The following is a 23,245-nucleotide window of genomic DNA, read 5'->3' on the forward strand; positions in this document are numbered from 1 at the left end:
AGTCCTCATCTCAGCGGTTCGGGGCGCTACGGGTGCAGTTCGTCCCCGCGCAGCGTGCCGGTGTCGGGCAGCGCCTCGGCGGGGTCGGAGCCGATCCGGGTGATCGCATTGTGCTCGTCCACGAAGACTACGCTCGGTTCGAAGACCTTGGCCTCGGCGGTGTCGAACATCCCGTACGCGATCAGGATGACCAGGTCGCCCGGATGGATCAGATGCGCCGCCGCGCCGTTGATGCCGACGATCCCGGACCCGCGCGGTCCCTCGATCAGGTACGTCGACAGCCGCGCGCCGTTGGTGATGTCGACGATGTCCACCTTCTCACCGGGCAGCAGGTCGGCCGCCGCCATCAGCTCGGCATCCAGCGTGCACGACCCGACATAGTCCAGGTCCGCCTGCGTCACCGTCGCCCGGTGCACCTTCGACTTCATCATTTCCCGCCACATGGCGGCCATGATCCGGCCCATCCGGGCTTCTGTCAGTGGCCGCCATCACCCAACCGGTTCAGTGCGCCGGTTCCGGTTCCTTCGGCGCGGGGACGGGCGGGTGGTTCCTGCGCAGGGTTTCGCCTTCGACGTCGACGTTCGGGAGCAGGCGGTCGAGCCAGCGGGGAAGGTACCAGGCGCGGCGGCCGAGCAGCGCCATCACCGCCGGTACGACGGTCATCCGGACCACGAACGCGTCGAGCGCGACCGCGAGGGCCAGGCCGAAGCCCATCTCGCGGATCAGCGTCTCGCCGGACAGGATGAACCCGGAGAAGACCGCCGTCATGATCACCGCCGCCGCCGTCACCACCCGGGCTCCGTGCGAGAAACCGTCGACGACGGCCGTCCGCGGCGCCGCGCCGTGCACGTGTTCCTCGCGCATCCGGGTCACCAGGAAGATCTGGTAGTCCATCGCGAGCCCGAACACGACACCGATCAGGAAGATCGGCAGCATGCTGATCACCGGCCCGGTTTGCCCCTCGATCCCGAACAGCCCGGCCAGCCGGCCCCACTGGAACACCGCGACCAGGGCGCCGAACGTCGCCACCACGGTCAGCAGGAACCCGAGCGTCGCCTTCAGCGGCACCAGGATCGAGCGGAACACCAGCATCAGCAGCAGGAACGCGAGCCCGACGATCAGCGACAGGTACGGCAGCAACGCGCCGCCGAGCTTGTCCGAGATGTCGATGCTGACGGCGGTCGCCCCGGTGACCGCCACCTCGGCGCGGTCGCTGTCGGGCATCGACCGGATCGCCGTGACCAGGTCCTTGGTCTCCTGCGTACTCGGTCCGCTCGACGGGATCACCGTCAGCAGCGCGGTGTTCCCGGCCGGGTTGAAGACCGGTGGCGTGACCATCGTGACGTCCGGCAGCCCGCGTACGGCGGACGCGGTGGCCGTCGCCGCGGCGCGCGGATCGGGAGACGCGCCGGCGTCCACGACGACCATCAGCGGGCCGTTGAACCCGGGCCCGAAGCCCTCCGACAGCAGTTCGTACGCCTTGCGCTGTGTCGAATCGGGCGCCGCCGTACTGTCGTCGGGCAGTCCGAGTTCGAGGTCGGTCGCCGGGATCGCCAGCGTGCCGAGACCGATGACGGTCACCAGCAGCACGGCCAGCGGTCGCCGGGTGACGAACCCTGCCCACCGGCGTCCGGCCGTCGACCGTCCGGCCGCTTCCGGATCGCCGCCGCGCAGACCGGGGATCCGGCCGCCGAGCACGCGCCGCCCGGCGAACCCGAGCAACGCCGGCAGCAGCGTGAGCGCGATCGCGACCGCGATGACCACGGTGAACGCGGCCGCGAGGCCCATCTGGGTGAGGAACGGGATGTCGACCACGAACAGGCCGGCCAGGGCGATGACCACGGTCAGCCCCGCGAAGACCACGGCCGATCCGGCAGTGCCGACCGCGCGGCCGACCGCCTCCTCCGGCTCCAGCCCGGTGCTGAGCTCGTGCCGGTAGCGCGACATGATGAACAGCGCGTAGTCGATCGACACCGCGAGCCCGATCATCAGGGCGAGGATCGGCGTCCCGGAGCCGATGTCGACGAAACCGCTGATCGCCGAGATCGCGGTGACGCCGATCCCGACGCCGATGATTGCCGATAGCAACGGCAGGCCGGCGGCGATCAGCGAGCCGAACGTGATCAGCAGGACGACGGCGGCGACACCGATACCGATCACCTCGGTGAGCTGTTGCTCGCCCTGTGCCTGCATCGCGTCGCCGCCGTACTCGACGGTGAGGCCGGCCGCGCGCGCCGGTTCGACCGCCGCGGCGACGGCCTCTTGGGCCTCGGGGGTGACCTCCTGGGCGGTGACCTTGTAGGTGACCTGCGCGTAGCCGGTGCGTCCGTCGGGGGAAATCGCCTTGGCGGTGAAGGGATCCACGACGCGCGCGACCTGCGGCGCGGTGGCGAGCCGGTCCAGGGTCTGCCGGACCGGGGGCGTGTCGGTGAGTTTCTGGCCGGCCGGTGCCTGGAACACGATCCGGGCGGTCGCGGCGTCGGCGCCTGCCTGCGGGAAGCGCTCGTTGAGCAGGTCCGCGGCGCGCTGCGACTCGGTGCCGGGGATCGAGAAACCGTTGGCGGTCGGGCCGGACAGCGTCGCGGCACCCGCGATCCCCGCGGCGAGCAGACCGAGCCAGATCAGCACGACGAACCGTCGCCGGCGGAAGGCGAAACGGCCGAGGCGATAGAGATACGTAGCCATGCCGCCGATGCTTCCGGCGGTACGCCGTCGCCCGCGTCTGCCCGTGGCGGGATTCTCGGCGTACCGCGTTCGCCGTACCGGCTACCGCGGCTGCGGTACGCCGGGACGCACGAGGCCGGTCTGGTACGCCAGGACGACGAGCTGCGCGCGGTCGCGGCAGTCGAGTTTCACCATCGCGCGGTTCACGTGGGTCTTCGCCGTCGACGGGGAGAGCACCAGGCGGTCGGCGATCTCGTCGTTGGACAGGCCGAGGGCGACCAGGCCGACGATCTCGCGCTCGCGGTCGGTGAGCGCGTCGAGGATGCCGTCGCCGATCGCGTGCCCGGCGGTGGGTTCGGCCAGGAAGCGGTTCATCAGGCCGCGGACCGCCTTCGGGGACAGCAGGGCGTCGCCGCGGGCGACCACCCGGATGGCGTCGATCAGCTCGGCCGGTTCGACGCTCTTGCCGAGGAAGCCGCTGGCGCCGGCGCGGATCGCGTCGAACACGTACTCGTCGACCTCGAACGTGGTCAGGATCAGCACCTTCACGCCCGCGAGCGCCTCGTCGGCGGTGATCATCCGGGTCGCCGCGAGCCCGTCGACCTCGGGCATCCGGATGTCCATCAGCACCACGTCGGCCCGCTCGGACCGCGCGAGCTCCACCGCGTCCCGCCCGTTCGAGGCCTCAGCAACGACCTCCAGATCTGGCGCTGAACTCACCAGCACCCGGAACCCGCTCCGGATCAGCGTCTGGTCGTCGGCCAGCAACACCCTGATCGTCACCATCAACTCCAGTCTCCAGAGGAAGCACAGCACGGACGGCCCACCCACCTGATGCCCGCGGCCCGGTGTGCAGAGTGCCGCCGACGGCGGCGACACGCTCACACATCCCGATGAGGCCGTGGCCCGCACCCAGGTGGGTGACGACGGGCCCGGCGGGGTGAGGGCCGGTGTCTGTCACCTCTACCGTCAGGCTGGTCGAGGTGCGGGTGATGCGGACGTCGGCGGTTGCGCCCGGGGCGTGTTTGAGGACGTTGGTCAGGGATTCCTGGACGACTCGGTAGGCCGTGAGTTCTGTGACGTCCGGGAGTTCGCCCAGTGCCGGCGTTGGGGTCCAGTTGACCTCTACGCCCGCGGCGGTGAAGGAGTGGATGAGGGCGTCCAGCTCGTTCAGCGAAGGGGCCGGTGCGGTCGGGAGCGGGGAGCCGGAACGGCGGAGTACGCCGAGCAGGACGGTCAGTTCCTGCAGCACGGTGCGGCCGCCGGAGCGGACCAGGGCCAGGGCGCGTTCGGCCTCGTCGGGCTGGGTCCGGAGGACGTGGGCCGCGACGCCGGACTGCACGTTCATGAGCGCGATGTGGTGGGCGATGACGTCGTGCAGCTCGTGCGCGATCCGTAGCCGTTCCTCGATCACCCGCCGCTGGGCCTCCTCGTCGCGCGATCGCTCGGCTCGCAGCGCCCGCTCCTCGAGCTCCAGCAGCCAGGCGCGCCGGTTCCGCACCGCCTCGCCGATCGCGCCCGAGAACAGCACGAAGAAGACCAGACCGAGGTTGTCCAGGACGTCTCCGCTGACGAACAAGGCCTCGGCGACCAGTGTCGCCAGGGCCGTGCCGACGACCACCACGCAGCGGGTCAGACGGTCGTCCTTCGACAGGACGACCGTGAAGACCGCGACGCCCATGAAGAGCACGATCGGACTCTTGGCCTGCTCGGCGATGACGAAGGCGATCGCAACCCCCGTCGTGACCACCAGCACGGTGATCGGCGCCCGTCGCCGGAACGTGAGCGCAACGGCACCCGCGACGGCCAGTACGACGACCGTCGCGTTCAGCTCGATCCGCTCGCCGACGTGCTTGCCGCCGGGAACCAGCAGGTTGATCAGCAGGATCGTCAGGGCGAGAGCAAGGTCCAGCGCCAGCGGATGCCGCGCCGAGGCACGGCAGAACCGGATGAGCCGTTCCATCCCTTCACAGTACGTGTCCGCTCCCCGGACCGCCTCGTCCTGCGGCGGTATCCCGGTCGTACCGCAGACGCAGTAGAGCCGCACCTCGACAGTACGTATACGTCCACTAGGCGGGATCGGCCGTCCCGCTGAGCGTGAGCGCGGCCGGACCGACCGGACACATCCTGTCGAGCTGCCGATTCACAGAGCCGAAGCCTGGATCGCCAGCTCCCGCAGGGCCTCGTAGCGCTCCCGGAGCTCGGCGAGGCGGGTGACCTCTGCCTCGACCGGGGTGAGGTGCTCGCCGCCCGGCTCGGGGGAGAGGCCGAGCGCCACGGCGGCCGCGCCCCGTGCGCCGACCTCGGGCTCGGCGCAGACCGTGGTCGGGCGGGCGAAGGTCGCGGTCAGGCAGCGGCGCCACCACTGCGAGGCGTCGATCCCGCCGCCGCCGAGGACGACGTCGAGCTGCTGCCCGAACAGCGCGTCGAGGGTCCGCAGCCCGCGGTCGATCTCCAGCGAGGCACCTTGCAGGGCCGCAGCGAGCAGGGCGGCCGGAGTGTCGTCGAACGACAAGCCGAAGTACACCCCGGACCCGCCGGGTACGACGGCGGGCGGCCTGGTGCCGGCCATGAACGGGATCGCGATCGCGTTCGTCGTCCCGATCTCGATGCCGATGGGCTCGTCGGACTCCAGCCGCAGGACGCCGGTCAGCCAGGCGTGCAGGTTGCCGGCCGCGGAGAACGCCATACCGGTCACGGCGCGCTTGTCGTCGACCCGGTACCGCCACAGCTCCCAGGGCAGCTCCGGCGCGTTCTCGATCGGGTGCACGACCCGCACGGCGGCCGACGTTCCCACGGTCACCGCGGCGGTGCCCGCGTCGTACCCGCCGGTGCCGACGTTCGACGCGGCTCCGTCACCGGTCGGCGGATGCACCGGTACGCCGACCAGCCCGGGCCAGCGGCGTGCGTACTCGGCCGACAACGTGCCCGTCCACCCGGTCGGCACGATCGGCGGCAGCCGGTCGGCCGTCACGCCGGCGATCTCCAGCGCCTCGTCGTCGTACGCACCGGTGGCGAGGTCGAGCGTGCCGGTGCCGGAGGCGACCGAAACCGACGTGACGCGCTCACCCGTCAACCGCTCCAGTACCAGGTCGGGCAGGCCGGCGAACTGATCGGCGGAGGCGGTGGACAGCAGCCAGGGAATCCGGCGGGTCCAGTACAGCCGGTGCAGCCATGCGCCGGTGCGGGCGTGGAAGGCGGGCTCGTCGAACGACGTCCCGAGACCGAGGTCGACCGAGCGGGTGTCGGCCCACGTGATCACCGGGGTGCGCGCCGCGCCTTTGGTGTCGAGGGCAACGATCGAGTGCCACTGCGAGGACAGCACGATCGCGCCGATGCCGTCCAGGTGGCCGTTCTGCTCGAGCTCGTCGAGACAGCCGAGCAGGCCCTCGACGTACTCGTGCAGGTCGAGCGTCGCCGAGCCGTCGTGGCCGTAGGCCGGGGAGATCTTGTGCCGTGCGAGCGCGCCCGGGATCGGTGCGGCGTCGTCCGCCGCCAGGACGAGTGCCCGCGCCGAGGACGTCCCCAGATCCAGCGCGAGGACCTTCCCGTCAGTCCTCGTCATGCAGAGCCTTCAGGAAGGTCTGCGCCCAGACGTTCACGTCGTGTGCGGCCAGGTGCTTGCGCATCGCCTTCATCCGGCGGCCGAGCTGGCGGTCGTCGGTGTTCATCGCGTCGACGATCGTGTCCTTCATGCCGTTGATGTCGTGCGGGTTCACCAGGAACGCCTGCCGGAACTCGTCCGCCGCCCCGGCGAACTCGCTCAGCACCAGCGCCCCGGTGTCGTCGTACCGCGTCGACACGTATTCCTTGGCGACCAGGTTCATGCCGTCCCGCAGCGGGGTCACGACGGCGACGTCCGCGGCCCGGAACAGCGCGGCCATCTCGGTCCGCGAGTACGACGTGTGCAGGTAGTTGATCGCGGGCGTACCGATCCGGCCGTGCTCGCCGTTGATCCGGCCGACCAGCAGCTCGATCTCGTCGCGGAGCACCCGGTACTGCTCGACCCGCTCCCGCGACGGCGTCGCGACCTGGATGAACACCGCGTCGTCGACCGAGATCCGCTTCTCGTCCAGCAGCTCGCCGAACGCCCGCAGCCGCTGCCGGATGCCCTTGGTGTAGTCGAGCCGGTCGACGCCGAGCAGGATGTGCGTCGGGTTGCCGACCTCCTCGCGCATCTCGGCCGCCCGCGCGGTGGTCTCCGGCTGCCGGGCGAGCTTCTCCAGCTCGTTGACGTCGATCGAGATCGGGAACGCCTTCGCCCGGACGATCCGGTCGTCCGGCAGGTGGATGCGGTCGCCGCGGGTCCGCAGGCCCATCCGGTTGCGGGCCAGCCGGGCGAAGTTCGACGCCGCGCCGGGCCGCTGGAAACCGACCAGGTCCGCGCCCATCAGGCCGTCCAGGATCTGCCGCCGCCACGGCATCTGCGCGAACAGCTCGGTCGGCGGGAACGGGATGTGCAGGAAGAAGCCGATCCGTACGTCGGGACGCAGCCGGCGCAACATCGCCGGGACCAGTTGCAGCTGGTAGTCGTGCACCCAGACGTCGGCGTTGTCGTCGGCGGCCTCCGCGGCGGCCTCCGCGAACCGCCGGTTCACCGCGACGTACGACTCCCACCACTCGCGGTGGAACTCCGGCGCCACGATCACGTCGTGGTACAGCGGCCAGAGCGTCGCGTTCGAGAAGCCCTCGTAGTACAGCTGCACGTCCTCGGCGGACAGCATCACCGGCACCAGGTGCATGCCGTCGTTGTCGAACGGGTCCAGCTTCTCGTCGGGGCTGCCGGTCCAGCCGATCCAGGCGCCGTGGTGGCCCTGCATCACCGGCGCCAGCGCGGTCACCAGGCCACCGGGACTTCGGCGCCACGCGGTGCTGCCGTCGGGCATCTCGATCCGGTCGACCGGCAGCCGGTTGGCCACCACAACGAAGGAACTCCTACCGTTCGGCATCTTCAGCGTCATCCACTCAGGTCGTCGTCGTCACCGGGGTAGCGCACCCCGATCTGGCTCCGGGTCTCGTCGAGCAGTTCGAGGATCTCGAGCGTGCCGGCGTGGGGGAGAGCCGGAACCTCGATCAGTCCCTGGCGCAGCGCGCGCATCACTTCTGCCGCCTCGTAGTGGTACCCACGGCCATGCGTCGGGATGTCGATCCGCTCCGCTCCGGAAGCGGTCGTGCGCACGTAGTACTCGGGGTGGTGGAAGCGGTGCGGGAGTTGCAGGTTGCCGTCCGGGCCGCTGATCGACGCCACCCACGTGTTCTGCGAGCGCAGGCCGCAGGTCAGCGCGGCGACCGCGCCCGAGTCGTAGCGCCAGGCCATCGCGACGTTCAGGTCGATCCCGTCGTGGTTGAGCGAACCGACGGCCTTCACCTCCGCGGGGCGGCCGAGCGCCAGGTAGGCGAACGTCATCGGGTAGATCCCGCCGTCCATCAGCGAGCCTCCTCCGAGCGCCGGGTCGAGCAGGCGAACCGGCAGTGAAGGTTTGTGGAACGCGAAGTCCGCGACCACCTGCTGCGGCTCGCCGATCACGCCCCGCTCCAGATCCGCGAAGACCGCCTGGATCACCGGGTCGGTGCGCATCCACATCGCCTCGGCGAACAACGTCCGGTGCTCGGCGGCGACCGCGATCAGGTCCTCGGCCTGCGCGGCGGTCAGCGTGACGGGCTTCTCGCACAACACGGCGACGCCGGCCTGCAGCGCCGTCCGGGCGATCGCGTAGTGCTGTGGGTGCGGCGTCCCGATGTAGACCACGTCGACCTCGCCGGAGTCGATCAGTCGCCGGTGGTCGTCGTACGCGTGCGGGATGCCGAACTCGGCGGCGAACTTCCGCGCGCTCTCCTCGGAGCGGGACGCGACCGCGGCCACGACCGCATCGTCCGGGAGCAGCGCCAGATCGTGCGTGAACTGGGTCGAAATGTTGCCGGTCGCAACGATTCCCCACCTGACGCGATCTATACCCACTGTGTGAACTCCGGGGTCGGGAACGGTCCGTCTGCAACGATTCTCGCGGTTTCGAAGGCGTGAGCCAAGCGAATGAGCGTGACCTCACTTCGCGCCGTACCGCTGATCGTGATCCCGACGGGCAGTCCCGCGACCGTCCCGGACGGCACCGAAAGCAGCGGGTAGCCCGCCAGAGCGGCGTGTGACGACGAGCTGCCGAGGACGTGGTCGCCGTTCACCAGGTCGATCGCCCAGGCCGGGGAGTACGACGGGCTGACGAGCGCGTCGAGCTGGTTGTCACGCAGCAGGTTGTCGATGCCGTCCCGCCCCGCACGGAGCGCGGTGAGGCGCGCGGCGACGTACACCGGGGCGTCGAGACCCTCGGTGGCCGCGGCGCGCTCGAACAGCTCCTGACCGAACCACTGCAGCTCCTGGTCCGCATGCTCGTTGTTGAACGCGATCAGGTCGTCCAGCGTCCGCGGACCGCCGGGCGCACGGGTGGCGAGGTACGCCGCCATGTCGACCTTCAGCTCGTGGGAGAGCACCTGCAACTGGTCCTCGTCGCCGCCCGGTGTCGGCAACGACAAGTGGTCGACCAGCGTCGCTCCGCACTGACTGAGGAGCTCCAGCGCCCGCTCGGTCACCTGGTCCAGGCCGGTCGAGTAGCCCCAGAGGGGACCGCGCGGTACGCCGATGCGCACGTTGCTGAGGTCAGTGCCGCGGCAGTACTCGGTGTAGTCCGTGTGACCGCCGGTGAGGACCGAGAGCAGCGCAGCCGTCTGAGTGACCGTTCTCGTCATCGGTCCGGCGGTGTCCTGCGAGTGCGAGATCGGGACGATGCCCTGCTGGGAGATCAGCCCGACGGTGGGCTTCAGGCCGACCGCGCCGTTCAGCGCGGCCGGGCAGACGATCGAGCCGTTGGTCTCGGTGCCGATCGCGTAGTCGGCGAGCCCGGCCGCGACGGCCGCGCCGGACCCGGAGGAGGAGCCGCCCGCCGACCGGTTCAACGCGTACGGGTTGCGGGTCAGGCCGCCGTACGCGCTCCAGCCGGACGAGGAGGCCGAGCCGCGGAAGTTCGCCCACTCGCTCAGGTTGGTCTTGCCCAGGATCACGCAACCCGCCTCGCGCAACCGGCGGACCAGCGGTGCGTCCTGCGGCGGCGGTGGCTGGTCGGCCAGCGCCAGCGAGCCGGCTGTGGTCGGCAGGCCGGCGGTGTCGATGTTGTCCTTGACCAGCACGGGGACGCCGTGCAGCGGGCTACGGACCCGCCCTTCGTCACGCTCGGTGTCGAGGCGGGCGGCATCGGTGAGTGCCGCGGGGTTCGGAGTGCAGACGGCGTTGACCAGCTGGTCGACCTCACGAATCCGCCCCTGCAACTCCTCCACGAGCGCCACGCTGGAAGAAGTTGAGCTCACTGGAACGATCCTGCCAGAGTTGGCTGCGTCCGGTTGCCTTGTCAGCGACACGCTTCGTGTCGATCCGGCGGTGAATGACATGGCTGTCGTTCTGCACGTAGAGTGGCTGGCGGACGGACGATCACCGACCGCACAGGAGTCAGCAGCAGATGGACAGCGCCAACGCCAGCTCTCCCGGCCCCGCCGAAGCTGCGCCGCCGGTCATCGCCGGACTTTCTGAGAGGGACGGCCAGATCCTTGCCTTCGAGCGGCACTGGTGGAAGTACGCCGGTGCGAAGGAGCAGGCGATCCGGGACCAGTTCCAGATGTCGGCGACCCGCTACTACCAGGTCCTGAACGCGCTCATCGACCGCCCTGAGGCCCTCGCGCACGACCCGCTGCTCGTCAAGCGCCTGCGCCGCCTCCGCGCCGCCCGCCAGCGCGCCCGCTCCGCACGCCGCCTGGGCATCGAGGTCTGACCATGTCCCGCCGCCTCAGGGCGTGCCTGGCTGCCCCGCGCCCGCGGGGTGAGCAGGGGCAGGTGCTGTCCTCCCTCGTCGCTGTGGCTGCCGTGGTCGCGATCGTCGCCGGACTGCTCGTGCTGTTCGGGACCCGGGGCCACGACAGCAAGGCCGACGAGAAGCCGGCCGGCGCGAGTACGCCGAAAGCGTCGGAGAAGCCGTCCGCCGGACCGACGACCGTCGGCGCCAGCGTGCCGCGGCCGTCCACCAAGCCGACGAGTGCCCCGACCAGCGCTCCGTCCACCGTGCCCAGCAGTGAGCCGCCGTCGACGGTGCCGACCCAGCCGACCCAACCGACCGAGACCACGCAGCCGCCGAAGCCGACCCAGCCGGTGACGATCCCGGCCGAGGAGCGCCCGGCGATCGAGGTGTACAACAACACCTCGCAAAAGGGCCTGGCCGACTCGGTCGCGAACCGGGCGCGGCAGGCCGGCTGGACGGTGGCGGGCTCGCCGGACAACTGGCACGGCAAGATCGCCGAGAGCACGGTGTACTACCCGCCGGGCATGCTCGACGCCGCCAACCAGCTCGCCCGCGACCTCGGCGTCGGCCGGACCAAGGGGGCGCTGGACAACATGAAGAAGGATCGCCTGACCGTGATCCTGACCTCGGACTACTCAGGATGAGTACTCCGGTCATTCAGACCGAGGCGGGACGGGAAGGCTGGGAAGCCATCGTCTCGGACCCGGCGAGTGCCGTGATCTCGTCGGACTTCGACGGCGTCCTCTCGCCGCTCGTCGAGGACCCGGCGTTGTCCCGCCCGGTCGAGGGCGCCCTGGACGCGCTGGCCCGGCTCGCCCGGAGCGTGAACCAGGTCGCGATCGTCACCGGACGGCCCGCGCTGGTCGCCACCGAGCTGTCCGGGGTGAGTGGTCACCCGGGGCTCGGGAATCTCGTCGTCCTCGGGCATTACGGGCTGGAGCGCTGGGACGCCGCCACCGGCAAGGTGACGAGCGAACCGGTGCCGCCCGGTGTCACGACGGCTCGGGACCGGTTGCCGGGACTGTTGCGCGAGGCCGGCGTACCGGACGCGTTCGTGGAGGACAAGGACAGCTCGCTGGCGGTGCACACCCGCCGGCTGGACGATCCGGTCGCGGCCTTCGAACTCCTCCGGGCGCCGTTGACCGCACTCGCCGAGGAGACTTCGTTGCGGCTGGAGCCGGGCAACCTCGTGCTCGAGCTGCGGCCGCCCGGGATCGACAAGGGCGTCGCGCTCCGCGGCCTGATCGAGTCGACCGGCGCCCGATCGATCCTGTACGCCGGTGACGACCTGGGCGACCTCGCGGCGTACCGGGCGATCCAGGCCGAGCGAGAGACCGGGCTGCGCGCCGTACTGCTGGCCACGCGGTCCTCGAACGCCACCGAGCTGATCGAAGCCGCGGACGTCGTCGTCGACGACCCGAGCGGTGTGGTGACCGTGCTCACGGCGCTTTCGGACGCGATCTCAGCACGCTGAGGGTCTGCGTCACGGTCTTGCCGATCGGCTGGATCGGCCGCTCGACGTAGCCGCCGTCCTTCAGGTTCGCGAGCCGCTCGAACGGGTTCCGCGACGCCGGGTCGCCGGTGAGCAGGAACGAGACGACCACGCCCACGACGTACAGCGGGAGCATCAGCAGGCCGATCAGGCAGAAGTACTGCCACGAGTGCCGCTCCTCGTGCCGGACCAGGGCCGGGTTGTCGAAGTACGAGCGGTCGTGCTTGCTGAGTACGACGTTGCCGATCGTGAACGCGCCGGCGATCGGGAAGCCGAGCTTGTACTCGTTCGCGAAGAACAGCCCACGCGGCCCTCGAGTGAACTTGGCCCGCCCGAGCACGCCGACGAAGGCGCCGGCCACGGTGGACAGGTTGACGAAGTTGCCCACCACCTTGACCCACTGCCAGGCGTTCATGGGGATCAGTATGAATTCTGTCGGAGCGGTGGGTAAGACTTGGCGGGTGAGTTCGGTGGTGCGGGTCTGGCGGCCTGGGCGGGTCGTGGATCCGCAGTCGGTGATCGGCGGGCTGCGCAAGGGGCCCGGTGACCCGGCGTACGTGTTCGACGCGGGGCGGCGGACCGTGTGGCGAGCGACGCGGACGCCGGACGGGCCGGTGCTGCTGCGCCTGACGCCGTACGCCGGATTCGTCGAGACGGAGGCCTGGGGGCCGGGGTCGGAGTGGGCGCTCGACGGGGTGCCGGAGCTGCTCGGCGACCGGGACAGCTGGGACGGGTTCGAGCCGCTGCCCGAGCACCGGGTGCTGGTGGACGCGGCGCGGCGGTTCCCGCATCTGCGGGTGCCGCGGACCCGGGCGGTGTTCGAGGCGATGGCGGCCGCCGGGATCGAGCAGGTGGTGACCGGCAAGGAGGCGTTCCGGGCGTGGCGGCTGCTGCTGCGGGAGTACGGCGAGCCGGCGCCAGGGCCGCATCAGCAGGGCAACCGGGTGATGATGGTGCCGCCGGCGCCGGAGGAGTGGCGGCAGATCCCGTCCTGGCAGTGGTTGCGCGCCGGTGTCGAGGGCCGGCGATCGCGAGTCGTCGTCACGGCCGCGACCCGGGCGAAGGCGCTGGAGCGGACGCTCGAGCTGAGCGACTCCGCCGAGATCGAGCGGCGGCTGCGGTCGCTGCCGGGAGTCGGCGTGTGGACGGCGGCCGAGGTGCGCCAGCGGGCTCACGGAGACGCGGACGCGTTCTCGTTCGCGGACTACCACGTCTCGCGCAACGTGTCGTACGCGCTGATCGGCGAAGAGCTCGACGACGACGGCTGCGCCGAACTGATCGAGCCGTACCGCGGCCACCGCTTCCGGGTGCAGCGCCTGATCGAGCTGGCGGGCATCGGCCATCCTCGTTTCGGCCCGCGCAAGTCCCTGCCGACGCACACGCCAGGGGCCACGCATCGCCTGAGGTAGCTCTGGGCACAGGTGCCTGACGATGATCATCAACGGGGACGGCCTGTATCTCGTGGCAGGCCTGGCGCTGCTGCTCGGTGCCGTACTGCCCCGGTTACTGGCGCGGTACGCCGTTTCCGCGCCGATCGCCTTCCTCGGTGCGGGCCTGATCCTCGGCCTTGCCGTCGACCGCGCTGACCTGAGTCCGATCGCGCAGCCGACGCTGACGAAGCATCTGGCGGCACTGACCGTGATCGTCGCGCTGATGGGCGTCGGCCTGGCCATCGACCGGCCGATCAGCCTGCTCACCTGGGCAGTCACCTGGCGGTTGCTGTTCGTCGCGATGCCGGCCGGGATCGCGGCGCTGGCCGGGGCCGGCTGGCTGCTCGGGCTCGCACCGGCGACCGCGCTCCTGATCGCGGCGGTGCTGGCGCCGACGGATCCGGTGCTCGCGTCCGACGTCCAGGTGGAGGGACCGACGACTGGTGAGGACGCGGAGCTGGACGAGGACGACGAGGTGCGGTTCGCGCTCACGTCCGAAGCGGGCCTCAACGACGGGATGGCGGCGCCGTTCGTGTACCTGGCGGTCTTCGTGGCGACCAAGACCCTGTCGCCGTGGCAGTGGGTCGCCTGGGACGTGGTCGGGAAGTCGGTGATCGGGGTCGCGATCGGCTTCGGGGCGGGCTGGTTGCTCGGGCGGATGACGTTCTCGGCGCCGTCCCGGAGCCTTCGGCTGTCGGAGGCCCGGGAGCCGGTGCTCGCGCTCGCTCTGACGGTCGGGGTGTACGGGCTCACCCAGGTGCTGCACGGGTACGGGTTCATCGCCGTGTTCGTCGCGGCGCTCACGCTGCGGTCGGTGGAGAGCAAGCACGCGTTCCACGGCGAGCTGCACGACTTCATCGGTGAGCTCGAACACATCCTCACGTGGGGCGTCCTGCTCCTGCTCGGCGCCGCGGTCACCGCCGGGCTGCTGAAGCCGCTCACGGTCGCAGGCGCCGCTGTCGGCGTACTGCTGGTCTTCGTGGTTCGTCCGCTGTTCGGGTGGCTGTCGCTCGCGCGCTCGGGGCTCCGGCGGTCCGAACGCTGGGCGACGGCGGCGTTCGGCGTCCGCGGCGTGTCGTCGGTGTACTACCTCGCCGCGGTCGGAGCGCATTTCCGGGACGACCTGCCGTGGCTCTGGGCGACACTGGGGTTCACGGTGGTCCTGAGCGTTGTTGTGCACGGGGTCGCGGCGACGCCGGTGATGCGCTTCCTGGAGCGCCGGGGCTGAGATCCCGCGTCTCGGATGCTGGGAACGCGGGACACAATATGGACCCGATTGGGTAATCTCGGGGGAGCTCATCCAGAGGGACTGAGGGAAACGGCCCGTTGACGTCCCGGCAACCCTCCCCGTCGAGACCCCGTCCGGGGCTCTCCGCGAGGGAACGGTGCCAAATCCGTCCCGCGCCGAGATCCGGCGACCGGGGAAGATGAGGAGGGAACCTCACTCATGAGCCTGACCGCCACCCACACGATCCGTGAAGGTGCCTTCGGCAACGGTACGCACCTGAGCTGTCGCGCCTGTGGGGCGAAGTCGCCGCTCGGCCCGTTCTACGCCTGTATGGAGTGCTTCGGTCCGCTCGAGGTCGGGTACGAGTACCCGAACATCACCCGCGAGCAGATCGAGGCCGGCCCGAAGAACATCTGGCGGTACCAGCCGCTGCTGCCCGTCCCGGTGGACGTGGCCAGCTTCCCGAACACCGAGCCCGGCTACACCCGGCTCGTCGACGCGCAGAACCTGGCCCGCGAGCTCGGGCTGCGCAAGCTGTGGGTGAAGGACGACTCGGGCAACCCGACGCACTCCTTCAAGGACCGCGTCGTCGCCTCCGCCTTGAGCGCCACCCGCGAGCTCGGCATGAAGGTCTTCGCCTGCCCGTCCACCGGCAACCTGGCGAACGCGGTCGCCGCGGCCGCCGCCCGGGCCGGCATCCGCTCGGTCGTGTTCATCCCGCACGACCTCGAGCGGCCGAAGGTGATCACGACCGCTGTGTACGGCGGGACGCTGGTCGCCGTCGAGGGCAACTACGACGACGTGAACAAGCTCGCCTCCGAGATCGCCGGCGAAGAGGAGGGCTGGGCGTTCGTGAACGTGAACGTCCGCCCCTACTACTCCGAAGGCTCCAAGACGCTCGCCTTCGAGATCGCCGAGCAGCTCGGCTGGCGGCTGCCGCAGCAGGTCGTGATCCCGGTCGCGTCCGGGTCACAGCTGACCAAGATCGACAAGGGCTTCACCGAGCTCGGCAAGCTGGGCCTCGTCGACGCCACCGACTACAAGGTGTACGGCGCGCAGGCGACCGGCTGCTCGCCCGTCGCGCAGGCGTTCCGCGACGGCCACGACGTGGTCAAGCCGGTGCGCCCGGACACGATCGCGAAGTCGCTGGCGATCGGCAACCCGGCCGACGGTCCGTACGTGCTGGACGTGGCCCGCCGGACCGGTGGCGCGATCGAGGACGTCAGCGACGACGAGGTCGTCGAGGGCATCCAGTTGCTGGCCCGCACCGAGGGCATCTTCGCCGAGACCGCGGGCGGGGTGACGGTCGCGACGCTGAAGAAGCTGATCGCGACCGGTCAGCTCGACCCCGAGGCGGAAACGGTGATCATCAACTCCGGCGACGGGCTGAAGACGCTCGACGCCGTGGCCGACCGGGTCGGCCCCAAGGTGACCATCCCCGCGTCGTACGACGCCTTCGTGAAGGCAGGCCTGCAGTGAGTGTGAGCGTTCGCGTCCCGACCATCCTGCGGCCCTACACCCAGGGCGTGTCCGAGGTCTCCGCCGAAGGCACGACCCTGACCGAGGTGCTCGACTCGCTCGACGCGTCGTACCCCGGCATCAAGGGCCGCGTCCTGGACGACTCGGGCGAACTCCGCCGCTTCGTCAACGTGTACGTCGACGACGACGACGTCCGCTTCGCCGAAGGCCTGCAGACCACCATCAAGGACGGCGGCCAGGTCTCGATCATCCCCGCGGTCGCCGGCGGCTGATTAAGCTGCTCTGATGCGAGCGGTCGTTGTCTCGGAGTACGGCGTACTGCCTGAGGTTCGTGAGGTTCCGGAGCCTGTTGCCGCGGACGGTTCGGTGGTCTTGAAGGTCGAGGCCACCGGGCTGTGCCGCAGTGACTGGCATGGGTGGATGGGGCACGACTCCGACATCGTGTTGCCGCATGTGCCGGGGCATGAGCTGGCCGGGACGATCGCTGCGGTCGGGGCCGGTGTGTCCGGGTGGGCGGTCGGGGATCGGGTCACGACGCCGTTCATCTGCGCGTGCGGTTCGTGTGAGCAGTGCCTTGCCGGTGATCAGCAGGTCTGCCCGAATCAGTTGCAGCCCGGGTTCAACTATTGGGGCTCGTTCGCCGAGTACGTCGCCGTACCGTACGCCGAGGTGAACCTGGTGCGGTTGCCCGACGACATGGACTTCGCGACCGCCGCGGGCCTGGGCTGCCGCTTCGCCACGTCGTTCCGCGCCGTCGACCAGGTCGGCAAGGTCGTCGCCGGCGAACGCGTCGCGATCTTCGGCTGCGGCGGCGTCGGCCTCTCTGCCGTCATGATCGCCGCAGCTCTTGGCGCCGAGGTGATCGCCATCGACACCAATCCGGCAGCCCTGACCTTGGCCCGCACCTACGGCGCTTCGCACATCCTCGAAGCCTCCGCCGACACCGTCAGTCAACTGCGCGATCTCGGCGGTGCACACGTGAGCATCGATGCCCTCGGATCCAGCGATATCGTCCAGCAGGCCCTGACAGCTCTCCGCCCCCGCGGCCGCCACGTCCAGGTCGGCCTTCTCCCCAGCGGCGTCCAGCTGGACGTAGGCCGCCTCATCGGCCAGGAACTCTCCTGGCTGGGCAGCCACGGCATGCCGGCCCACGCGTACCCCGAGATGCTGGAGCTAGTTGCCACCGGCAACCTCAAGCCGGCCGAACTCATCACCCGAACCATCACCCTCGACGAAACCCCCGCGGCCTTGGCCGACCTCTCCAACGGCACCCCACCCGGCGTCACAGTCATCACCCCGTAGCCGGTTCTGCACCCGGTTACAGGCGGATCAGGTAGACCGTGGGTGGGCGGCCGGTGCGGCCGTGTTGTTGGGTGCCGGTGGGGGCGGCCAGGCCTGCTCGTTCGAGGCGTTTGAGGACTCGGCGGGCGGTGCGGAGTTGGACGGCGAGGTGGTCGGCTACGTCTTGGGTGGTGAGGCCGTCGGGGAGGGCGGCGGTGAGTTCTCGCATGCGGGCGAGGGTTTGGGTGTTGAGGCCGACGCGCCGGGCCAGGAGCGGGAGGCTTTCGGTGCCGCGGGCGCCGGCCGGTTGTTCGCCGGAGGGTTCGATGACGATCTCGACGTCGTCGGACATCGAGACCACCCCGGCAACAGTGCCGATCGAGGCGGCGCGGCCGACTGCCCGGCGGGCGAGTGCTTCGGCTTCGGCTGCCGTCCGGCCGACGCCGAAACCGACGTACGCCGTGGTGTGCCGGGCCGCGAGGCTGTCGAGCAGCGGCATCCGGGAGAACTGTTCGGTGGCCTGTTCGAGCAGCCCGCGGGTGGTGACGACGAGGTGCCGGCCGTCGGGCAGGGCGGCGAGGCTGCCGCCGAGGGTGATGAGGTCGGCGGCCAGCGCGTCGTCGGGTTCGGGGAGGTCGATGACGCCGAGCGCGACCTGGGCGTCGCCGACGTGCTGGCCGGTGGTGGTCAGGATCAGCGCCTGCAGGGTGGAGCGGATCGAGTACCGCGACGGCGCCAGCCGCACGGACGGCATCTCGTTCTCGATCAGGTGGAACGCCGAGCCCAGGCAGCTGATGGCGACCTTCGTGTCGTGCTTGTCCCGCGCGGTGCGGTGGAACGCGACGATGTCGTCCGACGTCAGGCCCGGCCGGTACGGCAGCACCTGGATCTGATCGGTCGGCAGCTTCGCCTCGATCAGGGTCTCCAGGACCTCGGTCCGCCGCAGCGTGTCGATCGAGAACTGGGTGACGTTGTGCCCGAGCCGGAGCAGCTCGACCAGTGCGCGCAACAGGGTCGCCCCGTCGTACGAGACGTACATCGCGGGCCGGTCGATCACCCCGGCCTCGGTGGCGATCGTGTACGGGACGACGCCGGTGAACAGGAACGCGTCGACGTCGCTGTGCGCCTGCTCGACGAGCTCGACGGCCTCGGTCTCGTGCCGGTACGGCAGCGGCAGCAGTGTGGTCCCGCTGGGGGCGCCGACCACGGTCACCCGCTGGACCAGGTCCTCCGGCCCGACCACCCCGACCGCTAGCGCCATCAGTCCACCGAGCCTGGAGCTGAGCAGATCCTCACGGCGGTCCTCCGACGACTTCTGGTCTGGCCCTCAAGTCGCAGAATAGCGCAGCGGGCTCCGAGATCTTGACGTTCAGGCCTTGCTCTCCTAGTTTCGGTCAATACCACAATTGCCGCCACCCCTTGCGGTGGGCACGGGGAGCGTCGGTGCGGTGGAGCGAAGGAGGGAGCGCGCCACCTCACTGCTCCCTGGCTAGTGCAGCTCCTCGAGGCAGCGGATCACCAGATCGCGCTCGCCCGGCGGCAGCTCCGGCCCGTACGGGTCGTGGGCGGCCGCGCCCGGCACCAGCCCCTCCCATTCGGCCGCCCACAGCATCCGCTGCACGTAGCCCTCGATCGGCGCGTAGAACGTCGCCGCCGCGAACCGGTCCAGCCGCTCCGACGCGGTCAGGAACCCCGAGTGGTCGCCGGCCGTCCAGGCCCGCAGTACGGCGGCCGACAGCTCGACCTGCGCCGACGCGATCCCGACGAGCGCGGTGTCCGCGCCCCACATGAACGACGGCCCGTACATCCGGTCCTCGCCGGTGATCAGGAGCTTCCCGGTGCCGCGCCCGGCCCAGATCGCGTCCTGGCAGCCGATCGCGCGGTCCAGCGTCGCCGTCTTCACGCCGAGCATCGCGTCCAGTGACAGCAGATCCCGGATCAGCTCGGGCGGGTACGGGTACCCGCCCGCCTCGCCGTGCAGGTAGAACCCGACGAGCGGCAGCCCGCTCTCGGCCGCGACGCGCTCGTGCAGCGCGACGGCCTGCGCGTGACCGTCCGGCCGCTCGCCCAACGCTGCCAGCGGATACACCATCACCGCATCGGCGCCGCCGGCCGCGGCGGCCCGTGCCATCTCCACCGTCGCGTCCGCGGCGTCCTCCAGCGACTGCGCCGCGGTGGCCTTCGGTACGCCGACACCGGCGACGATCGGCACGTCGGTGGCGGACCGCCATGTCTCGAGCACCTTCGCGCGGTCGCCCGGCGTCAGGTACAGCCCGCGGCCGGTGTGCGCCCACACGGCGACGCCGCCGATCGCGTGTTTGGTCAGCGTCACGGCGTACGCCGAGAGCGCGTCGTACGCGACGACGCCGTCGGAGTCCATCGGGGTGACGACCGCGGGAAGCAGCGTCCCGCGGAGCCTTTCGACGAGTGGATGCATGATGTCCTCTCAGACCCCTGTTAGACCTGGTGCCCGAGACCGGGGCGTTTCGGTACGTCGATCCAGCCGTCGCAGTCGGCGAACACGCTCGGGGCCAACGGGTCCTCGTCGACCATCAACGGCCCCACCAGGTCCGCCGCGACGGTCGCTCCGGGCACGGCGGCGGCCAGGTGTACGGCGGCCAGTGTGGCCACGCCCAGCTCCGGCATCGAGCCTACCTTCACCGCCAGCCCGGCGGCCTCGGCCACCGCGGCGATCTGCAGCGCCCGGTGCAGGCCGCCGACCTTGAGGATCTTGATGTTCAGCACGTCGGCCGCCCCACGGCGGGCGATCTCCAGCGCGTCGTGCAGTGAGTGCATGCTCTCGTCGACCATGACCCGCACGTCGAGGCGGTCCCGCAACCGCACCAGGCCGGCCAGGTCCCACCGTGGCAGCGGCTGCTCGAGCAGGGTCAGCCCGGCCGCGCTCATCTTGGCGAGGTACGGCAGCGCGGTCGTTGCGTCGTACCCCTCGTTGGCGTCCAGGCACAGCTCGGCGTCGGCGGGGATCGCGGCGCGGACGGCCCGGATCAGCTCGAGATCCTTGGCCGGGTCGTGGCCGCCCTTGACCTTCAGGTGCCGGAACCCGCGGCCGGCGTACTCGGCCGCCTCGGCGGCCATCTCGTCGAGCGTGCCGAGGCCGACCACCCAGGTCGTTTGCACCCGGTCCCGGACGCTGCCGCCGAGGAGGGCGTGCACCGGCCAGCCGCTCATCCGGCCGGCGAGGTCGAACAGGGCGATGTCCAGGCCGGACTTGGCGACCTGCTGGCCGCGCAGTACGCCGTCCATGGCGACGTGGGCGCCCGCACGGTCGAGCGGGTCGTGGCCGATCAGCGCCGGTGCGAGGTGCTCCTCGATCGCGGCCTGGACGCCGGCCAGCGTCTCGCCGGTGTACGCCGTCATCGGCGAGGTCTCGCCGATCCCGACGTCGCCGTCGGCCGTGTGCACCTCGACGACCAGGCTGATCAGCTCGTTGCTGACCCCGCTGCTGATCTGGAACGGCCGGCGGTACGGCGCGCTGACCACACGCGTCTTGACCGCGCTGATCGGCGCCGCCCCGGCCGGCAACCCCGCCGGTAGTGCTGCAAGACTCATTTCCGGCTCCTAGGGTCGCAATCTGCGCGGAAAGCATTTACGGTCAAGACCGTAAATACCGTGAGCGCTCCCTGTCAACGGAAGGTGGCACCCCGATGCGGCTGGGTCTGTATCTGAACCTGTACGGCACCCCGGACGAGCGGCCGCACCTGGCCGACGCCGTCGAGCAGGCGCGACTGGCCGAGGAGGCCGGGTTCGAGTGGGTCGTGCTCGGCGAGCGGCACCTGCACCGGCCCGGGTACCACGAGATCCTGACGTCGATGACCTGGCTGGCCGCGCACACGTCGCGGATCGGGATCGCGACGGCCGGCATCGTGGCGCCGTTGTACGACCCTGTCGTGCTCGCCGAGACGCTGGCGCACATCGACGTCCTGTCCGGCGGGCGGCTGACGGCCGGATTCGTGCTCGGGTACCGGCCGGAGGAGTTCGCGCTGTACGGCGTCACGCAGGCCGAGCGGGTCGCGCGGTTCGAGGAGTGCCTGGACATCGTCACCAGGCTGTGGACCGAGGACGAGGTCAGCTACGACGGCAAGTTCACAACCATCAGCGAGGCCTACCTGTCGCCGCGCCCGGTGCAGAACCCGCGGCCGAGGCTGTGGAACGGCGGCCGGGTGTCCGCGGTGCTGGAACGGACCGCCCGGATGTGCGACGGCTGGACGACGTCGTTCAACGAACTGGACGCGGACCTGCCCGGCAAGATCGCCGAGTACCTCTCGTACCCGCGCGGCGAGGGCACGCTCGGCGCCGAGGTGATCCTCTGCCGGGAGGGATTCTGCGGGTCGACCTCGCAGGACGCCCGGCAGACGCTCGAGGAGCCGCTGCGCGACCTGTACGACGCCTACACGGGCTGGAAGCGCACCTCCGCCGACGCGAGCCGCTACACCCAGGGCTGGGACGAGATCGCCGACCGCAGCGTGATCGGCTCGCCGGCCGAGTGCGCCGAGCGGCTGGCGCACTACGAGCAGATGGGGGCCGACGGCATCGTCCTGCGGATCCAGCCGCCGGGGATGCCGCAGCGTGACGTGCTGCGCTCGATCGAGGCGTTCGGAAATCTCATCGGTTCCAGGTGAGGCGTTACGCAGGGTGTACGTCGTAACCTCTTGGTGACGGAGGTTGTCCCGCCACTGCCGGCGGGACACGGCTGACCGTCGACGGGAGGCGAGCGGGATGGCCGAGGTGGTCTTCTGGATTGTCGTCTTCCTGCGCTTCGCCGTACCGCTGCTGATCCCGCGCTGGCCGCTGCCCGCGGTGCTGGCCTCGCTGGTGCTGGACGCCGCCGACCAGACGATCTTCCAGGCGTTCGGGTACGACCCGCCGTTCTACCAGAGCTACGACAAGGCGATGGACGTGTTCTACCTGTCCATCGCCTACCTGGCGAGCCTGCGCAACTGGTCGAACCTGCACGCGGTCAAGGTCAGCCGCTTCCTGTTCTTCTACCGCCAGATCGGTGTGCTGCTGTTCGAGCTCACCGGTGTCCGGGCGCTGCTGCTGATCTTCCCGAACACGTTCGAGTACTTCTTCATCGCCTACGAGGGGATCCGCGCCCGCCGGAACCCGCTGCGCTACAGCCTGCGGTTCTGGGTGCTGGTGGCCGCCGGGATCTGGATCTTCGTCAAGCTGCCGCAGGAGTACTGGATCCACGTCGCCGAACTCGACTTCACCGACACGGTCCGCGACGTCGCCTGGTTCGGGCCGGCCGTGGTGATCGGCCTGCTCGCCCTCGCCGCCGTGGTGTGGTTCGTGGTGCGGCCGCGACTGCGGCCGCCGGACTGGCGGCTGCGGCTGACGGCCGATCCGCTGCCGGCCGCGATCGACGAGGCCGGCGAGCGGGCCGCGTTCCGGGCCGAGCACGGCAGGGTCTTCGGCTGGTCGGCGGTGGAGAAGATCTTCCTGATCGGCATCATCAGCGTGATCTACGGCCGGGTGCTGCCGGGCGTCGACGTCAGCGACTTCCAGCTCTTCCTCGGGATCGCGTTCTTCGTCGTGATCAACTCCGCGATCGGCCTGTGGGCCGCCCGGCGCGGCTACGGATGGGACTCGGCCGCGATCTCGTTCGCCGTGGTCTTCGGGCTGAACGTGCTGATCGTGTTCGTCGAGGACCTGCTGCTGAGCCGCCGGGGCGACGGCCTGTCGCTCGGCGACACGTTCTTCTTCATCTTCCTGTTCAGCATCCTGACGGTGCTCTACGACCGGTACCACCCGGTCAACGAGTACCGCACCGCCGCCGCGAAGAACGAGGTCACGCCCTAGACCGCACACCGAACCG

At 70.4% G+C, this 23,245-nt stretch carries 22 protein-coding genes and 1 riboswitch; of the genes, 10 read left to right on the top strand and 12 right to left on the bottom strand.

Annotation, left to right across the window (positions count from 1 at the left end):
• Nucleotides 1-26 precede the first annotated feature (26 nt).
• The 8 genes from panD to ABZX12_RS22995 form a co-directional block, all read right to left on the bottom strand.
• Entirely contained in the window at nt 27-443 is a 417-nt protein-coding gene (panD, locus tag ABZX12_RS22960; RefSeq protein WP_355696071.1) for an aspartate 1-decarboxylase, read from the bottom strand.
• Between the two features lie 58 nt (nt 444-501).
• Nucleotides 502-2,685 (bottom strand): MMPL family transporter, encoded by a 2,184-nt coding sequence (locus ABZX12_RS22965; RefSeq protein ID WP_355696073.1) that lies wholly within the window; start codon nt 2,683-2,685, stop codon nt 502-504.
• Nucleotides 2,686-2,766: 81 nt separating this feature from the next.
• A complete protein-coding gene (locus tag ABZX12_RS22970) occupies nt 2,767-3,450 on the bottom strand; it encodes a response regulator transcription factor (protein ID WP_355696075.1) in 684 nt (227 codons plus the stop codon).
• Complete coding sequence (locus ABZX12_RS22975) at nt 3,350-4,627, bottom strand: sensor histidine kinase (protein ID WP_355696076.1); 1,278 nt, start codon at nt 4,625-4,627, stop codon at nt 3,350-3,352. The genes ABZX12_RS22970 and ABZX12_RS22975 overlap by 101 nt, the downstream gene beginning before the upstream one ends.
• Nucleotides 4,628-4,807: 180 nt before the next feature.
• The gene (locus ABZX12_RS22980; RefSeq protein ID WP_355696078.1) at nt 4,808-6,229 is read right to left on the bottom strand and encodes an FGGY family carbohydrate kinase; all 1,422 of its coding nucleotides are present in this window, start codon (nt 6,227-6,229) and stop codon (nt 4,808-4,810) included.
• Nucleotides 6,216-7,613: a trehalose-6-phosphate synthase gene (locus tag ABZX12_RS22985; RefSeq protein ID WP_355696403.1), complete on the bottom strand. Its 1,398-nt coding sequence runs from the start codon at nt 7,611-7,613 to the stop codon at nt 6,216-6,218. The genes ABZX12_RS22980 and ABZX12_RS22985 overlap by 14 nt, the downstream gene beginning before the upstream one ends.
• Nucleotides 7,614-7,621: 8 nt before the next feature.
• Entirely contained in the window at nt 7,622-8,623 is a 1,002-nt protein-coding gene (locus ABZX12_RS22990; protein ID WP_355696080.1) for a Gfo/Idh/MocA family oxidoreductase, read from the bottom strand.
• Entirely contained in the window at nt 8,614-10,098 is a 1,485-nt protein-coding gene (locus tag ABZX12_RS22995) for an amidase (RefSeq protein ID WP_355696082.1), read from the bottom strand. Before ABZX12_RS22995 ends, ABZX12_RS22990 begins: the two co-directional genes overlap by 10 nt.
• 68 nt (nt 10,099-10,166) lie before the next feature.
• On the opposite strand from ABZX12_RS22995, the gene ABZX12_RS23000 reads away from it, so the two are divergent.
• Genes ABZX12_RS23000 through otsB form a run of 3 tightly spaced genes read left to right on the top strand, consistent with a single transcriptional unit; the run spans nt 10,167 to nt 11,973 of the window.
• A complete protein-coding gene (locus ABZX12_RS23000; RefSeq protein WP_355473994.1) occupies nt 10,167-10,475 on the top strand; it encodes a DUF3263 domain-containing protein in 309 nt (102 codons plus the stop codon).
• 2 nt (nt 10,476-10,477) lie between these two features.
• The gene (locus tag ABZX12_RS23005; RefSeq protein WP_355696084.1) at nt 10,478-11,143 is read left to right on the top strand and encodes a LytR C-terminal domain-containing protein; all 666 of its coding nucleotides are present in this window, start codon (nt 10,478-10,480) and stop codon (nt 11,141-11,143) included.
• Nucleotides 11,140-11,973 carry a trehalose-phosphatase gene (gene otsB, locus ABZX12_RS23010; protein ID WP_355696086.1) on the top strand — a complete coding sequence of 278 codons (834 nt, stop codon included), beginning with the start codon at nt 11,140-11,142 and terminating at the stop codon, nt 11,971-11,973. The genes ABZX12_RS23005 and otsB overlap by 4 nt, the downstream gene beginning before the upstream one ends.
• On the opposite strand, the gene ABZX12_RS23015 is transcribed toward otsB, so the two are convergent.
• Nucleotides 11,939-12,406 carry a hypothetical protein gene (locus ABZX12_RS23015; protein WP_355696088.1) on the bottom strand — a complete coding sequence of 156 codons (468 nt, stop codon included), beginning with the start codon at nt 12,404-12,406 and terminating at the stop codon, nt 11,939-11,941. The two genes, otsB and ABZX12_RS23015, sit on opposite strands and share 35 nt — an antisense overlap.
• 46 nt (nt 12,407-12,452) lie before the next feature.
• Between ABZX12_RS23015 and ABZX12_RS23020 the strand changes: the two genes are divergently transcribed.
• The 5 genes from ABZX12_RS23020 (at nt 12,453) to ABZX12_RS23040 (ending at nt 17,430) form a co-directional block, all read left to right on the top strand.
• Nucleotides 12,453-13,400, top strand: a complete 948-nt coding sequence (locus ABZX12_RS23020; RefSeq protein WP_355696090.1) for a DNA-3-methyladenine glycosylase 2 family protein — start codon at nt 12,453-12,455, stop codon at nt 13,398-13,400.
• A gap of 22 nt (nt 13,401-13,422) precedes the next feature.
• Nucleotides 13,423-14,649, top strand: coding sequence for a cation:proton antiporter (locus ABZX12_RS23025; protein WP_355696092.1), 1,227 nt, complete (start codon nt 13,423-13,425; stop codon nt 14,647-14,649).
• A gap of 65 nt (nt 14,650-14,714) precedes the next feature.
• A riboswitch (SAM riboswitch) is annotated at nt 14,715-14,855 on the top strand.
• Between the two features lie 13 nt (nt 14,856-14,868).
• Nucleotides 14,869-16,128, top strand: coding sequence for a threonine synthase (gene thrC, locus ABZX12_RS23030; RefSeq protein ID WP_355696094.1), 1,260 nt, complete (start codon nt 14,869-14,871; stop codon nt 16,126-16,128).
• A complete protein-coding gene (locus tag ABZX12_RS23035) occupies nt 16,125-16,400 on the top strand; it encodes a ubiquitin-like small modifier protein 1 (RefSeq protein WP_355696095.1) in 276 nt (91 codons plus the stop codon). Before thrC ends, ABZX12_RS23035 begins: the two co-directional genes overlap by 4 nt.
• Before the next feature lie 13 nt (nt 16,401-16,413).
• Complete coding sequence (locus tag ABZX12_RS23040) at nt 16,414-17,430, top strand: zinc-dependent alcohol dehydrogenase family protein (RefSeq protein WP_355696097.1); 1,017 nt, start codon at nt 16,414-16,416, stop codon at nt 17,428-17,430.
• Between the two features lie 16 nt (nt 17,431-17,446).
• On the opposite strand, the gene ABZX12_RS23045 is transcribed toward ABZX12_RS23040, so the two are convergent.
• The 3 genes from ABZX12_RS23045 to ABZX12_RS23055 all read right to left on the bottom strand — a co-directional run bounded on the left by ABZX12_RS23045 (nt 17,447) and on the right by ABZX12_RS23055 (nt 20,979).
• Nucleotides 17,447-18,670 carry a hypothetical protein gene (locus tag ABZX12_RS23045; protein ID WP_355696099.1) on the bottom strand — a complete coding sequence of 408 codons (1,224 nt, stop codon included), beginning with the start codon at nt 18,668-18,670 and terminating at the stop codon, nt 17,447-17,449.
• Between the two features lie 228 nt (nt 18,671-18,898).
• Entirely contained in the window at nt 18,899-19,846 is a 948-nt protein-coding gene (locus tag ABZX12_RS23050; protein WP_355696101.1) for a dihydrodipicolinate synthase family protein, read from the bottom strand.
• A 20-nt stretch (nt 19,847-19,866) separates the two neighbouring features.
• Nucleotides 19,867-20,979 carry an enolase C-terminal domain-like protein gene (locus tag ABZX12_RS23055; protein WP_355696103.1) on the bottom strand — a complete coding sequence of 371 codons (1,113 nt, stop codon included), beginning with the start codon at nt 20,977-20,979 and terminating at the stop codon, nt 19,867-19,869.
• A 95-nt stretch (nt 20,980-21,074) separates the two neighbouring features.
• Between ABZX12_RS23055 and ABZX12_RS23060 the strand changes: the two genes are divergently transcribed.
• Both ABZX12_RS23060 and ABZX12_RS23065 read left to right on the top strand, forming a co-directional pair.
• The gene (locus ABZX12_RS23060) at nt 21,075-22,049 is read left to right on the top strand and encodes an LLM class flavin-dependent oxidoreductase (protein ID WP_355696105.1); all 975 of its coding nucleotides are present in this window, start codon (nt 21,075-21,077) and stop codon (nt 22,047-22,049) included.
• 97 nt (nt 22,050-22,146) lie between these two features.
• Entirely contained in the window at nt 22,147-23,229 is a 1,083-nt protein-coding gene (locus tag ABZX12_RS23065) for a hypothetical protein (protein WP_355696107.1), read from the top strand.
• The last annotated feature ends 16 nt before the right edge of the window (nt 23,230-23,245 follow it).

The organism is Kribbella sp. NPDC003505, assembly GCF_040610875.1.
Classification (GTDB): domain Bacteria; phylum Actinomycetota; class Actinomycetes; order Propionibacteriales; family Kribbellaceae; genus Kribbella.

Bases quoted from the DNA above. Each gene is read 5' to 3' on its own strand.
- panD (WP_355696071.1), bottom strand. From the start codon at position 443: ATGTGGCGGGAAATGATGAAGTCGAAGGTGCACCGGGCGACGGTGACG.
- ABZX12_RS22965 (WP_355696073.1), bottom strand. From the start codon at position 2,685: ATGGCTACGTATCTCTATCGCCTCGGCCGTTTCGCCTTCCGCCGGCGA.
- ABZX12_RS22970 (WP_355696075.1), bottom strand. From the start codon at position 3,450: ATGGTGACGATCAGGGTGTTGCTGGCCGACGACCAGACGCTGATCCGG.
- ABZX12_RS22975 (WP_355696076.1), bottom strand. From the start codon at position 4,627: ATGGAACGGCTCATCCGGTTCTGCCGTGCCTCGGCGCGGCATCCGCTG.
- ABZX12_RS22980 (WP_355696078.1), bottom strand. From the start codon at position 6,229: ATGACGAGGACTGACGGGAAGGTCCTCGCGCTGGATCTGGGGACGTCC.
- ABZX12_RS22985 (WP_355696403.1), bottom strand. From the start codon at position 7,613: ATGCCGAACGGTAGGAGTTCCTTCGTTGTGGTGGCCAACCGGCTGCCG.
- ABZX12_RS22995 (WP_355696082.1), bottom strand. From the start codon at position 10,098: ATGTCATTCACCGCCGGATCGACACGAAGCGTGTCGCTGACAAGGCAA.
- ABZX12_RS23000 (WP_355473994.1), top strand. From the start codon at position 10,167: ATGGACAGCGCCAACGCCAGCTCTCCCGGCCCCGCCGAAGCTGCGCCG.
- ABZX12_RS23005 (WP_355696084.1), top strand. From the start codon at position 10,478: ATGTCCCGCCGCCTCAGGGCGTGCCTGGCTGCCCCGCGCCCGCGGGGT.
- otsB (WP_355696086.1), top strand. From the start codon at position 11,140: ATGAGTACTCCGGTCATTCAGACCGAGGCGGGACGGGAAGGCTGGGAA.
- ABZX12_RS23015 (WP_355696088.1), bottom strand. From the start codon at position 12,406: ATGAACGCCTGGCAGTGGGTCAAGGTGGTGGGCAACTTCGTCAACCTG.
- ABZX12_RS23025 (WP_355696092.1), top strand. From the start codon at position 13,423: ATGATCATCAACGGGGACGGCCTGTATCTCGTGGCAGGCCTGGCGCTG.
- thrC (WP_355696094.1), top strand. From the start codon at position 14,869: ATGAGCCTGACCGCCACCCACACGATCCGTGAAGGTGCCTTCGGCAAC.
- ABZX12_RS23040 (WP_355696097.1), top strand. From the start codon at position 16,414: ATGCGAGCGGTCGTTGTCTCGGAGTACGGCGTACTGCCTGAGGTTCGT.
- ABZX12_RS23045 (WP_355696099.1), bottom strand. From the start codon at position 18,670: ATGGCGCTAGCGGTCGGGGTGGTCGGGCCGGAGGACCTGGTCCAGCGG.
- ABZX12_RS23050 (WP_355696101.1), bottom strand. From the start codon at position 19,846: ATGCATCCACTCGTCGAAAGGCTCCGCGGGACGCTGCTTCCCGCGGTC.
- ABZX12_RS23055 (WP_355696103.1), bottom strand. From the start codon at position 20,979: ATGAGTCTTGCAGCACTACCGGCGGGGTTGCCGGCCGGGGCGGCGCCG.
- ABZX12_RS23060 (WP_355696105.1), top strand. From the start codon at position 21,075: ATGCGGCTGGGTCTGTATCTGAACCTGTACGGCACCCCGGACGAGCGG.
- ABZX12_RS23065 (WP_355696107.1), top strand. From the start codon at position 22,147: ATGGCCGAGGTGGTCTTCTGGATTGTCGTCTTCCTGCGCTTCGCCGTA.